The 13,357-nt window shown below is 42.8% G+C and carries 13 protein-coding genes; 3 read left to right on the top strand and 10 right to left on the bottom strand.

Going from position 1 to position 13,357, the window contains the following annotated elements; genetic code table 11:
* Positions 1–7 precede the first annotated feature (7 nt).
* Complete coding sequence (locus HMPREF1532_RS03960; protein ID WP_005925161.1) at positions 8–1,438, top strand: glycoside hydrolase family 57 protein; 1,431 nt, start codon at positions 8–10, stop codon at positions 1,436–1,438.
* 92 nt (positions 1,439–1,530) lie between these two features.
* Here the strand turns inward: HMPREF1532_RS03960 and bamH are convergent, their stop codons facing one another.
* Positions 1,531–3,075 carry a BamH family beta-barrel-assembly machinery protein gene (bamH, locus tag HMPREF1532_RS03955; protein WP_005925158.1) on the bottom strand — a complete coding sequence of 515 codons (1,545 nt, stop codon included), beginning with the start codon at positions 3,073–3,075 and terminating at the stop codon, positions 1,531–1,533.
* A 25-nt stretch (positions 3,076–3,100) separates the two neighbouring features.
* Entirely contained in the window at positions 3,101–3,925 is an 825-nt protein-coding gene (locus HMPREF1532_RS03950) for a glycogen/starch synthase (RefSeq protein ID WP_005925155.1), read from the bottom strand.
* A gap of 246 nt (positions 3,926–4,171) precedes the next feature.
* On the opposite strand from HMPREF1532_RS03950, the gene panC reads away from it, so the two are divergent.
* Together panC and panD are read left to right on the top strand one after the other, a co-directional pair.
* Positions 4,172–5,020: a pantoate--beta-alanine ligase gene (panC, locus tag HMPREF1532_RS03945; protein ID WP_005925152.1), complete on the top strand. Its 849-nt coding sequence runs from the start codon at positions 4,172–4,174 to the stop codon at positions 5,018–5,020.
* 22 nt (positions 5,021–5,042) lie between these two features.
* Positions 5,043–5,396 (top strand): aspartate 1-decarboxylase, encoded by a 354-nt coding sequence (gene panD, locus HMPREF1532_RS03940; RefSeq protein WP_002559520.1) that lies wholly within the window; start codon positions 5,043–5,045, stop codon positions 5,394–5,396.
* A 93-nt stretch (positions 5,397–5,489) separates the two neighbouring features.
* Here the strand turns inward: panD and HMPREF1532_RS03935 are convergent, their stop codons facing one another.
* From HMPREF1532_RS03935 to HMPREF1532_RS03900, 8 genes are all read right to left on the bottom strand, one after another.
* The gene (locus tag HMPREF1532_RS03935; protein ID WP_005925146.1) at positions 5,490–7,778 is read right to left on the bottom strand and encodes a bifunctional dihydroorotate dehydrogenase B NAD binding subunit/NADPH-dependent glutamate synthase; all 2,289 of its coding nucleotides are present in this window, start codon (positions 7,776–7,778) and stop codon (positions 5,490–5,492) included.
* A gap of 136 nt (positions 7,779–7,914) precedes the next feature.
* Positions 7,915–9,189 (bottom strand): serine--tRNA ligase, encoded by a 1,275-nt coding sequence (gene serS / locus HMPREF1532_RS03930; RefSeq protein ID WP_005925143.1) that lies wholly within the window; start codon positions 9,187–9,189, stop codon positions 7,915–7,917.
* 145 nt (positions 9,190–9,334) lie between these two features.
* Entirely contained in the window at positions 9,335–9,604 is a 270-nt protein-coding gene (rpmA, locus tag HMPREF1532_RS03925; RefSeq protein ID WP_005925140.1) for a 50S ribosomal protein L27, read from the bottom strand.
* A 21-nt stretch (positions 9,605–9,625) separates the two neighbouring features.
* Positions 9,626–9,943: a 50S ribosomal protein L21 gene (rplU, locus tag HMPREF1532_RS03920; protein WP_005925137.1), complete on the bottom strand. Its 318-nt coding sequence runs from the start codon at positions 9,941–9,943 to the stop codon at positions 9,626–9,628.
* Positions 9,944–10,165: 222 nt separating this feature from the next.
* Positions 10,166–10,822, bottom strand: coding sequence for an HAD-IA family hydrolase (locus HMPREF1532_RS03915; protein ID WP_005925134.1), 657 nt, complete (start codon positions 10,820–10,822; stop codon positions 10,166–10,168).
* Between the two features lie 199 nt (positions 10,823–11,021).
* Positions 11,022–11,900 (bottom strand): TraB/GumN family protein, encoded by an 879-nt coding sequence (locus tag HMPREF1532_RS03910; protein ID WP_005925131.1) that lies wholly within the window; start codon positions 11,898–11,900, stop codon positions 11,022–11,024.
* Positions 11,901–11,919: 19 nt separating this feature from the next.
* Positions 11,920–12,432, bottom strand: coding sequence for a C40 family peptidase (locus tag HMPREF1532_RS03905; RefSeq protein WP_025819107.1), 513 nt, complete (start codon positions 12,430–12,432; stop codon positions 11,920–11,922).
* Between the two features lie 120 nt (positions 12,433–12,552).
* Entirely contained in the window at positions 12,553–13,314 is a 762-nt protein-coding gene (locus tag HMPREF1532_RS03900) for an ABC transporter ATP-binding protein (RefSeq protein WP_005925126.1), read from the bottom strand.
* Positions 13,315–13,357: the final 43 nt, after the last annotated feature.

Here is a 13,357-nt window from a genome sequence, read left to right as displayed (position 1 = left end):
TATAGATATGAGAACAATCTGTCTTTATTTTGAAATACATCAAATTATTCATCTGAAACGTTATCGTTTTTTCGATATAGGTGCCGATCATTACTATTATGATGACTATGCCAATGAGATAAGTATAAATGAGGTTGCCGAACGCTCTTATATTCCGGCACTTAGCACATTGATCGAAATGGCTAAGAATTCTAATGGGGCATTCAAAGTAGCGCTGTCTATTTCGGGCGTTGCATTAGAGCAGCTCGAGATTCATGCGCCGGCCGTAGTTGACTTGCTGCACCAGCTTAATGATACCGGCTGTTGTGAATTCTTAGCTGAGCCTTATTCACACGGCTTATCGTCATTAGCTAATGAAGATTGCTTCCGGGAAGAGGTGATGCGTATGAGCGATAAAATCAAACAGATGTTTGGTAAGGCACCGAAGGTATTCCGTAATTCAAGTCTGATTTATTCCGATGAAATTGGTGCTCAAGTAGCTGCTATGGGTTTCAAAGGTATGCTCACGGAAGGTGCTAAATATATTTTGGGTTGGAAGAGTCCTCATTATGTATATCATTGCAATCAGGCTCCGAGCTTGAAATTGTTGTTGAGAGATTATAAACTATCGGATGATATCGGTTTGCGTTTCTCTAATTCCGAGTGGAGTGAATATCCGTTGTTTGCCGATAAGTACATTAACTGGATCGATGCTTTACCTCAGGAAGAGCAGGTTATCAATATATTTATGGAATTGAGTGCTTTGGGTATGGTGCAGCCGCTTTCTTCCAATATATTGGAATTCTTGAAAGCACTTCCGTATTGTGCAAAAGAAAAAGGAATCACTTTCTCTACGCCTACAGAGATTGTAACTAAATTAAAATCGGTTTCCCAACTGGATGTACCGTATCCTATCTCTTGGGTGGACGAAGAGAGAGATACAAGTTGCTGGTTGGGTAATGTCATGCAACGCGAGGCATTCAACAAACTGTATAGTGTGGCCGAGCGTGTGCATATGTCTGATGACCGCCGTATAAAGCAGGACTGGGATTATCTTCAGGCAAGTAATAATTTCCGGTTTATGACTACAAAGAATACGGGGATTTATCTCAATCGTGGTATTTATGATTCTCCATATGATGCTTTCACCAATTATATGAATATTTTGGGTGATTTTATCAAGAGGGTAAATTCGCTGTACCCGGAAGATATCGATGATGAAGAATTGAATTCATTGCTGACTACTATCCATAATCAAGGTGAAGAGATCGCAGAGCTTCATAAAGAGTTGGATAAATTACGCGCGAAAGAGGAAAAGGCAAAGGCTGTAAAAGCTGCTGCCAAGCCCAAAGCTGCTGTAGAAAAAGCTGTAAAAGAGGAAAAGACAGCTCCTAAAAAGACTGCTGCAAAGACTGCAACAAAGAAAGCTGCTCCAAAAAGTAAGAAGAAAGCAGAATAGAAACTGAAGAAAATACATTAAAAAAGGAACAGGTCGGAACTTTAAAATTCCGACCTGTTCCTTTTTATTTTTATCTGTCTTTTGGACTTAGTTTAGAAAGAAGTATAAATAACTTCCAATGACAACGGTGGACTGTCTAATCCTCCTTTCAACTTCGTGTAACCGGGTTTAAGGTCATTGAGAATACTGATGATACTTCCACTTGTGGTACTGGTATTTTTATCTCTTGTAATAGTTACCGGTATGATGGCAACCTTATCCCATGAAGTCGCTTTTTCCCATGCCTCAATGGTAGTAACGGGTGTTCCTGTATCGACATCTAAAATACCTTCTATTTTTCCGTCATTCTTGAGTGCTGTTACGGCTGCCGCTCTTTCTGCCAGACAAGTATTAATGAGTCTCGATAAGTTGGAGAATACATATTGATTATTGTTTATGGCATTGTGTTGGGCAATGTAGGAGGTTACATCATCGTTGATCTTATTGTCCTGGAAGAAACTTTCCTTCTCTTTTTCGCGAACCAGCAATACGTAGCTGGGAATATTCATACTAAAGTCGTATTTATTTTTATCATTACTTTGGTTATAATTGGTCAATGCCAATTTAACGACGTTCAATGTATCTTGACTTAGCTTTTCCCGTATGTCATTCAAAGGTAATGAAACCTGCGTATAAATGCCGGCAGGAGTTTTTAGATACGTCCATTCCCGTTCATTCACTTTCTCTTTGATTTTATCCTCGTCACTGTTGAATGCATTAGCCTGAATGATTTCCCTGGTTGCGGCAAATGTCCGATAACCGTATGCAGTAGAGTCTGTTTCATTGTCGCTTTTCTTAAGATTGGCACCATCGTCTCCTTTCACATAGCATTCATATATGACACGCAGTTCGATTTGGTCTATATAGAGGATCGTACCGTCACCATAGTCATTTTTTACATAGATTCCCTTGAAAATATCTCTGAATACATTTGCGAAATCTACATTATCTTCATCTGCCTTTCTGCTGGCTTCAAGAATCTTCTGGCCTAAGGTCTGTGGTAAAGTTACAGTAACCGAAGGAATATAACCACTCTGATTTCTAACCGAACTGGCTACGGATAAATCTACTGCCGTATAGGCTTTTCGTCCCAATAAAGCACTGGGGTCATTTTTATTGTAGAAATCTTCCGGATTGATATCGGTATAATAGGCAGATTCCTTATCCAGATCTTTATTTAATTGGTAGACACTCAAACGGGAGGCTGTCAGTGAATCACCGAAATAACTGCTGTAAGCCAATGACAGTTCTGTGCGGTATACTTCATTTTTCACCATGATCGCTTTGGGATCGTTTGGGTTATCTTTATTATAAAGCGGCGGAAAGGTAAAATTTTCATTACAATGTAATTGTGCCAAAAAACCTGCCTCATAATAGCCGAAATCCGGATCAGTAAATTTTCCCAGATAGCCGACGCTTGTCTTTGCAAAAACTTTTCCGGCGAGTTCCGATTGGGTTTTGACGTCGAACGTTGCCAATTTACCGTTTATGTTCTGATCTCCACCCGGAAACATCCCTAATCCCAATGTACCGGTATTGTCATCACATCCGAAGAAAGTTAGAGACAATAGGATAACCCATAGATATTTTACTTTCATGATCGTCGTATCTTAGTTCAATTTTTTATTCTTGTTCTGTTTCCCACACCTTGTCATAAAACTCATTGCAGGCATCGGCATATGTTTCGGTAGTCTGATACTCGAGAACCGGTTTTCCGGATTGGCGTGCGTAATCCATAATCTCTTCATTGACATGTTCGCTGTTTTGTATCACTCCGTCCGAGTAGTCGACAGCCAACTTGCATAAAGTTGCATAATCTACCGGCTCTTTCAGCATGGCCACATCTTTTTTGTTGATGCCCTTCAACATTAATTTGGTAGCAAAATCACTGCTCAGCGTGTTTTTGAAATCGTCTTCGTATACTGAAAATACAACTTTTGCATCGCGGAATGAAGGCTCGTCTTTATAAGCTTTCTTGATGTATAAGGGAGCCAACGCAGTCATCCAGCCGTGGCAATGAATCACATCGGGAGTCCAACGCAATTTTTTTACTGTTTCCAATACTCCTCTGGCATAAAAGATAGCACGGCTGTCGTTATCATCGTATTCAATTCCATTTTCATCGGATGTTTGCAGCCTGTTTTGGAAATAATCATCATTGTCGATGAAATATACCTGCATGCGTGCTGATTGTATGGATGCGACTTTAATAATTAACGGGTGGTCGGTGTCGTCGATAATCAGATTCATACCGGAAAGACGTATCACTTCATGCAGCTGATTTCTGCGTTCGTTGATATTTCCCCATTTGGGCATGAATGTTCTGATCTCTCTGCCTTTTTCCTGAATGGACTGGGGCAGATTTCTGCCAATGTTAGCCATTTCAGATTCAGAAACGTAAGGGGTAATCTCTTGTGTAATAAATAAAACCTTATTCGCCTTTGTCATAATAACAATCCTTCTCGTAAATATTCTGCAAAGATATAAAAAAAAAAGGGCATTAAAGCAAGTCATCGGCCGGTATAATTCCTTATGAATTGTTAAGTGGTTGATTTTCAGTAATAAAATGCCTTTTGCTTATTTTTGTCCTATGCTTGCCTTTTGCATTAATTTGCGATATTTCTTCTTTATATGGTAAATAATAGTTTATTTTGCACAGTTTTTCAAACAAAAAAGAAACAGAAGCGAATTGAAATGAAAGTAATACATACGATCGAGGACTTGCAGGCCGGACTTTCGGTACTGAAAGCCCAAGGGAAAAAGGTGGGGCTGGTACCTACTATGGGTGCTTTGCATGCAGGGCACGCATCACTTGTGAAGCGTAGTGTAAATGAGAATGACGTAACGGTAGTCAGTGTTTTTGTAAACCCTACTCAGTTTAATGATAAAAACGATCTGGTAAAATATCCGCGTACGCTGGAGGCCGATTGTAAGTTGCTTGAGGATTGTGGGGCGACTTTGGTATTTGCTCCTTCGGTAGAGGAGATGTATCCTGAACCCGATACACGCCAGTTTGGTTATGCACCTCTGGATACGGTAATGGAAGGTGCGTTTCGTCCCGGACATTTCAATGGGGTATGCCAGATAGTGAGTAAATTGTTTGATGCAGTGAAGCCACATCGTGCCTATTTCGGGGAGAAAGATTTCCAGCAATTGGCTATTATTCGTGAGATGGTGCGTCAAATGAAGTTTGATCTTGAAATTGTGGGTTGTCCCATTGTCCGTGAAGAGGATGGATTGGCATTGAGTAGCCGGAATGCCCGTTTGTCGTCCGATGAACGTGAAAATGCTTTAAATATTTCCCGGACATTATTTAAAAGTCGTACCTTTGCAGCCACTCATTCGGTGAGTGAAACGCAAAAGATGGTGGAAGATGCTATTGCTGCTGCGCCGGGGCTTCGTCTGGAGTATTTTGAGATAGTAGACGGAAACACTTTGCAGAAGATTGGAGATTGGAATGAGACATCGTATGCAGTGGGCTGTATTACAGTTTTTTGCGGAGAAGTCCGTCTGATCGATAACATTAAATACAAAGAAGTTTAAACTAAAAAAAGACCAAACCCTTATGATGATTGAAGTGTTGAAGTCGAAAATTCATTGTGCACGTGTCACGGAGGCGAATCTGAACTACATGGGTAGCATTACGATTGATGAAGACCTGCTGGATGCTGCGAACATGATTGCCGGTGAAAAGGTGTATATCGCTGACAATAACAATGGTGAGCGTTTTGAAACCTATATTATCAAAGGTGAACGTGGCTCGGGCAAAATCTGCCTGAACGGTGCTGCAGCCCGGAAGGTTCAACCGGATGATATTGTGATTATCATGTCGTATGCGCTGATGGATTTTGAAGAAGCAAAATCGTTTAAGCCGACAGTGATTTTTCCGGATCCGGTAACGAACAGTGTGGTGAAATAGGAGAGTAGGACATCGCTCTTGAGATATATAAAAAATCCCGTTTACATGGTAGTAAGCGGGATTTTTTTATTGGATCATTCCGATGGAATGGGTTTACTTCTTTAATTGTTCGTTCATGGCCGCTGCCGCTTTGCGTCCGTCGCCCATGGCCAGGATAACGGTAGCACCGCCGCGTACGATATCGCCACCGGCATAGATAGTCGGGATGGACGATTGCATATTGTCGTTTACCGCAATGGTGCCTTTACGGCCCAATTCCAAGCCTTTTATCGAGCTCGGTACAATCGGGTTGGGAGATACCCCTACGCTGACGATAGCCAGATCGATGTCAATTGTTTCGGTAGCACCCGGAATGGCTACGGGGCTGCGACGTCCGGATGCGTCCGGTTCGCCAAGTTCCATTTTCTGCAACACCACTTGCTTTACGCGTCCCTGCTCATCGGCCAGATATTCGATCGGGTTGTGCAAGGTCATAAATTCCACTCCCTCTTCTTTAGCGTGTTTCACCTCTTCCAGACGGGCAGGCATTTCTTCCTCCGAACGGCGATAGATAATCATGGCGCGTTCCGCACCGAGACGCTTGGCTGTACGGACGGAGTCCATTGCTGTATTTCCACCGCCGATAACGGCTACATTCTTGCCGAAGGCAACCGGAGTATCGGAATCCGGACTGGCGGCATCCATCAGGTTGACACGAGTCAGGTATTCATTGGATGACATGATGTTAATCGAATTCTCACCCGGTATGTTCATGAAGTTAGGCAGTCCGGCGCCTGAAGCTACGAATATGCCTTTGAAACCTTCCTCTTCCAGTTGTTCCACACTGATAGTCTTTCCAACGATACAGTCTTTAATGAAAGTGACACCCATCTTGGCCAGATTGTCTATTTCGACATCTACGATCTTGTTCGGCAAACGGAATTCGGGGATGCCGTATTTCAATACACCGCCGATTTCGTGCAATGCCTCGAATACTGTGACATCGTATCCGTATTTAGCCATATCTCCTGCAAAGGAAAGTCCGGCGGGACCGGAACCGATAACAGCTACTTTGATTCCATTCTTTTCGGCAATCTCGGGAACGGATATTTGTCCGCTTTCGCGTTCGTAATCGGCAGCAAAGCGTTCGAGATGGCCGATAGCTACCGCCTCTTTACCCATTTTCAAGTGGATACATTTGGATTCGCATTGCTTTTCCTGTGGGCATACACGGCCGCATACGGCAGGAAGAGCACTGGTTTCTTTTAGTGTTTTGGCTGCTTCGAGGAATTCACCGCGTTCGATGTTTTTGATAAAACGGGGAATATCGATTCCAACCGGGCAACCGCTCATACATCCCGGATTGGCACAGTCCAGGCAACGTTTGGCTTCCATGACGGCCTGTTCTTTGGTTAATCCCTGATTTACCTCTTCTTTACGGCTGTGAGAGCGGTATTCGGCATCGAGTTCGTTCATCTTGCAACGTTCTATATTCGAACGTTCTTTGGCTTTGATGCTTTTACGTAATTCTTCGCGCCAAGGGGCATTACGGCTGTTTTCATCTGTGGTTGGGATGGCTTCACAGTGTTCTTCGAGTTTGTGCATTTCTTCACGCTCGATGTTTTTGAAGGCACCCATACGTTTCAGCATTTCGTCGAAGTCCACTTGATGCCCGTCGAATTCCGGACCGTCTACACACACAAACTTTGTTTTACCGCCGATGGTAATACGGCAGGCGCCGCACATACCTGTGCCGTCTACCATGATGGTATTCAGTGATACATCTGTAGGGATTTCATATTTTTTAGTCAGCAGGCATACGAATTTCATCATGATGGCCGGACCGATAGCGAAGCATTTGTTTACCTTTTCGCGTTTGATGACCTCTTCCACACCTTCTGTTACGAGTCCTTTACGGCCGTAAGAACCGTCGTCTGTCATGATAATCACTTCGTCCGAGCTTTCGCGCATCTCTTTTTCAAGGATAATCAGTTCTTTGGTACGCCCGGCCAGAACGGTGATGACACGGTTTCCGGCAGCTTTAAGAGCCTGAACGATAGGCAGCATCGGAGCAACACCTACGCCACCACCGGCACAGACTACTGTCCCGAAGTTTTCGATGTGTGTGGCTTGCCCCAGTGGACCTACAACGTCGGTGATGTAATCACCTTCATTAAGTTCACAGAGTCTGGTAGAAGAAAGTCCCACCTCTTGCACAACCAAAGTGATGGTTCCTTTTTTTACATCAGCACCCGCAATAGTCAATGGCATACGTTCGCCCTTTTCGCCTACGCGAACAATGACAAAATGTCCCGCTTTACGCGATTTTGCTATTAGCGGAGCTTCTATCTCCAGTTTGAACACTTTCTCGGAAAAATGTTCTTTGTTAATGATTTTGTTCATTATCTAATTAATTTGTTGGAATTACTACGTAACTGCTATCAGAATGATATTTCGGCAAAGATACAGCTTATTTGGGAATAATAAAAGAAAAGCCGCCTTTTTGGGGCGGCTTCTTATGCATCTGTGACCATTTCCTTTAATCGATAACCTCGAATCCGCAATAGGGAACCAATGCTTTCGGTATCCGGATACCTTCCGGTGTCTGATTGTTTTCGAGCAATGCAGCTACGATACGCGGCAATGCCAATGCGGATCCGTTAAGGGTGTGGCAGAGTTCTGTCTTCTTTTCGCCATTGCGATAACGACATTTCAGACGGTTGGCCTGATAGGTATCGAAGTTGGAAACAGAACTTACTTCCAGCCAACGCTTTTGTGCTTCCGAATATACTTCAAAGTCGAAACATAGAGCGGCGGTGAAACTCATATCTCCTCCGCAAAGGCGAAGAATACGGTAGGGAAGTTCTAATTTCTGCAACAGGCCTTCTACGTGATCCAGCATCTCTTGGTGGGATTGACGGGAATGTTCCGGTTTGTCGATACGCACCAACTCTACTTTAGAAAACTCGTGCAGACGGTTCAATCCGCGAACGTCTTTGCCGTAAGAGCCGGCTTCGCGACGGAAACACTGGGTGTAAGCGCAATTCATGATCGGAAGTTGCTTCTCGTCCAAGATAACGTCACGGTAGATGTTGGTTACCGGTACTTCCGCTGTCGGGATCAGATAAAGATCGTCTACTTCACAATGATACATCTGACCTTCTTTGTCGGGTAGCTGTCCTGTTCCGTAGCCGGAAGCGGCGTTGACTACTGTCGGAGGCATAATTTCCGTATATCCCGATTTGCGTGCTTCGTCCAGGAAGAAGTTGATGAGTGCACGCTGTAACTGTGCTCCTTTACCTTTATATACGGGAAAACCCGCTCCGGTGATTTTTACACCGAGGTCAAAGTCTATCAGGTCGTATTTTTTTGCCAGTTCCCAATGGGGAAGGGCGTCTGTGGGAAGCTCGGTTTCCATTCCTCCCATTTTTTCCACAACGTTGTCTTCCGCACCTACACCTTCGGGCACTTCGTCATAAGGAACGTTGGGGATGGTATACAGAAGATTCTGAAGTTCAGTAGCCGCTTCGGTCATGGCCGTATCCAGAACCTTGTTGCCTTCTTTCAGTTCGGCAACGCGTGCGCGTGCTGCTTCCGCTTCTTCTTTTTTACCTTCTTTCATCAACTGGCCGATTGTTCTCGACAGCGAGTTTACCTCTGCCAGATTTTTATCTAATTGATTCTGTGTGTTACGTCTCTTGTCATTCACTTCAATGACTTTGGCAATGGTTGCTGCTGCGTCTTTGAAATGTTTCTTTTCCAGGCCACGGATTACCGCGTCGGTGTTTTCTGTAATTTGTTTAATAGTAAGCATATCAATACTTTTTTATGAACATTTCTCTTTGAGGGTACAAAGATAAATAAAAATACAGAGATGCGGCTCTTTAGGATGTAAAAAAGAAAGGAGATGCAATCACTTGGATTACATCTCCGTTTTTCAATATGGTTATGCCCGAAGCTTATGCTTCTGTTGCTTCAGCCGGGATGATAGATACGTATCTTCTATCTTCTTTGGTTACTTTGAAACTAACTGTTCCATCTACTAAAGCGAAAAGAGTGTGGTCCTTACCCATACCCATGTTATTACCCGGGTGGAATTCAGTACCTCTTTGACGAACGATGATGTTACCTGCTTTGCAAGTTTCGCCACCAAATATCTTAACGCCTAATCTCTTGCTGTGTGATTCGCGGCCGTTCTTAGAACTACCGACACCTTTTTTATGAGCCATTTCTTTTTACTTTTTAATTGATTAAGCTACTACTTCTGTAATTGTTAACTCTGTAAACTGTTGACGGTGACCGTTCAGTTTTCTGTGACCTTTTCTTCTTTTCTTGTGGAAAACAAGCTCTTTGTCACCTTTAACCAGGCTTGAAACAATCTGGCAAACAACTTTTGCACCTTCTACAGTAGGAACACCTACAGTGATGTTGCCGTCTTTGTCTACCAAAAGAACTTTGTCAAATTCTACTGTTGCACCGTTTTCTGCATTTTGAATGTGGTGTACAAACAGTTTTTTGCCAGCTTCTGCTTTGAATTGCTGACCGTTAATTTCTACAATTGCGTACATCTTATATATAAATGTATAAGTTAGCTCCGTCGGGTGGTCTTTAATCACTTAGAGAACACTTTGTTGAACCCGGTGCGGAATAATCGGCCACAAAAGTACTGTTTTTATTCTTTTCAGGCAAATATTTCTTCTTTATTTTTTGAGAACTGCTTTAAAAGCTTATTTTTTCGTTCTCGCTTTATGATTAATAGATGTCTTTGAAGACGGTCGTTGGAATTCTGATTATCCGTATTTTGGGGGTGGGGATACCAGCTCTTTAAGATTACTGATGATGCTGACATGTGGGTATTGGGCCAGTTCTCCGAATTTCGTCATTCCGCTTGTTATCCCGGCAAAACAGACTCCTGCCGAAACGGCGGTTTGGGCGTCTACGGTACTGTCTCCGATATACAGAGTTTCTTCCGGAGACACTTTCAGCTTTTCGATGGCAAGTAACAAACCTTCCGGATCGGGCTTGGCACGACTTACGTCTTCCATTCCGATAATGATGTCGAACCATCCTTGGGGAAGATGCATTTTCATGAATTCTTCAATACGGAAACGGTTTTTGGTGGATATGATTCCGATACGTGCCCCTTGTCGCCTTAGTTTATGCAAGGTAGGGAGGGTATCTGTAAAAAGGCGGGTATTCCGGTTCATGTGCTGATTTTCTTCTTCGGAATACTCCTCTTTCAAGGCGATCAGTTGCTCCATATCTGTAATTCCGGTCAGAATACTGAACGAATCCTCGAGGGTTTTGCCTATGGTACGTTTGATAGCTGTATCGGTGATGTCTTTATAGCCGTGTCGTTGGAGTACATTGCGGAAACAAATAACAATGCCTCGGGATGAATCGGCGAGTGTATAGTCAAAATCGAATAAGTAAGTCGTGTATTTCATTTGCCGGAATTTTTGGCAAAGATACGAAAGGATAGTTATGAAAACAAAAATGCTTTTATATAATATGATTTGAGGGGGGAATTAGAAAAAATAATAGTGTATACTTTTATCGGTCGAAAGTATACACTATTACCCCTTAGAAATATATACTTTTGGCAGGTAAGAGTATATATCTCTTTATGCTTTGAAAATCAATTGGTTATTTTACTGGATCAACCGCGTAGCCCTGCTTTTTCAACAGGTTTAGGACTCCGTTTTCTCCCGGCAGGTGCAAGGCGCCGACAGCGATAAAGGTCGGCGCTGTTTTCATGATTTCCGGTAACGCCTTTACCCATTTTTGGTTTCGGTTATCGATCATATTTGTTTTTTCCTGTGGGGTCATGCTGCAAAGTTCTCCGTCGGAGATTTTCTCCATGGCGGCCAAATCTTGTGTCATGTAAGCCGAAGTGAGCTTTTTAGTCAGTTCGATGTTTTCATCGATGTTGTTTATAAAACAGAGCAATGTTTCGGCCTGGCGCTTAAGAGAAGATTGGTTGTAAAGCAGATCCATCTGGAAGTCCATCGTTTCCAAGCCCTCTGTCTTTTTCCCTTTTTCAGTTGCCTGTGTCTGGAAATAGGTATCCAGTTGCTCCTGCGGATTGAATCCGCCGACATGTTTCATATAAAGGATAACTATCAGATTGTTGCTGAGAAAAGCCGGTTTGACTTTTGGTAACATGGCAATATCAAACATCAGGTTTTCTTTCGAACATTTGTTGATCAGCTCGTATTCTTCGTCAGTGAAGAGCGACTTGAAAGTCGTATCCGTTTCTGTCGTCATATATTTCTGCAATAGAGCAGCAGCTTTGGTCTGATCTTGCATTTCGCTCATTTTCAATTCGCCGTATACCTGCCGGGTATGGTCGAGTGCTGCCTGTAATCCCTGGATGCTGTCTTTGATGCTGAGTGAAGCAAGATGATGCGTTCCCATAATGTAAGAAGGCTCTGTCAACCCGTTGCCGGATATTCTCCATAATAACTGTGCATTTGTACTGATTGCAACGCAAAATAAAAGAAGTGTTCCCAAATACTTTTTCATAATGAATTGTTTTTTATTATTAACGTGTTCGTCCGCCGGAAATCCAGTGCTTTGTGTAGTAGGGCTCATTCAGTTGGCTTACAATCACACCCCGGGTAGTACTGGCATGAATGAATTTGCCTTCTTTCAGATAGATGCCTACATGGGCTACCTTCTTTCCGGAGCGGTTGCTGGTGAAAAAGACCAAATCGCCTTCCCGCAAGTTGCGTTTTGCCACCTTATTACTCTCTTTCTTTTGTCCGTCCGTACTGCGGGACAGTTTCGTGTGGTATACTTTTTTATATATATGGCTGGTAAATCCGGAACAATCGGTCCCCCGTTTCGAATCTCCTCCTGTGCGGTAAGGGACGCCGATCCATTCGGCCGCTTCCAGATAGAGTTTGTGATTATCTTCCAGACGAATGTCTATGCCCAAACGGACAGAAGCACGTGCTAATGTCTTATAATCCAATCTGGGGGCAACTGAACGGCAGGAACTGAGACTGAATATCAGTCCCAATATTACCGGAATATATAAAAAGTTTTTTCTCATCTTTTCCCGTTTTTTGTATTCCATTGCCATAATGCCGTCAATTAGCCTGTTTTCTTAATTTTGAATTCTGTCATTATAACACAACTAATTGGCACATTGGCATATTATCACATTGAAAAATTATTCTCTCGGTTCTTCTACCTCCTGTTCCGGAATATTTTCTTCCGGAGTAAATTCTTCCACGTCGACATTGAAATAATCCTCGAGTTCTTTTTCGGCCGAATTATTTTCATTCCGGATGTCACGGATAATGGTACCATGTTCGAGCAGAGCGATACGTGGACATACATCTACCGTGTGGTTGAGATTATGGCTGGAAATAATAACCGTAGCATTGTGCTCTTCGTTGTATTTTTTCAGTAAATGTTTGATGACGGATTGTGAACTCGGATCGAGGAAGTTGAACGGTTCGTCCAGAATGAGCAACTGCGGATAATGGAGCATTGCCGAGATAATACCGATTTTCTGTTTATTTCCGGCTGAGAAGTTACGGATCAGTTTCTTTTGTCCGGTCACCTCTCCGTTCATAAAACGTTCGAATGGCTTTAAACGTTCCTCTACTTCTTCTTTTTTCAATCCATACATTTTACCGATGAAGTAGAAATATTCTTCAGGCGTCAGGTAATCTATCAGAAATCCGTCGTCAATGAAAGCACCCGTGAATTTTTTCCATTCCTCACTTTTGCTGACATCTACATCATTGATCGTTACATTTCCTGCATCTGCCTTTAGCAAATCCAGTATCAAGCGAAAGAGGGTGGTTTTACCGGCTCCGTTGTTACCTACCAGGCCAAGCATGTCTCCCTGATCGATCATGTAGCTCTCGATATCTACAGCCTTTTTTTCACCAAAGTTTTTTTGAAGTTTATTTATGGTAATCATATTGATGATTTATGAATTAAGATTTATGATTGATGAGTTAAAG

This window comes from Bacteroides salyersiae WAL 10018 = DSM 18765 = JCM 12988, from assembly GCF_000381365.1.
GTDB classification, from domain to species: domain Bacteria; phylum Bacteroidota; class Bacteroidia; order Bacteroidales; family Bacteroidaceae; genus Bacteroides; species Bacteroides salyersiae.
This window is presented reverse-complemented; position numbering and strand designations above follow the sequence as displayed.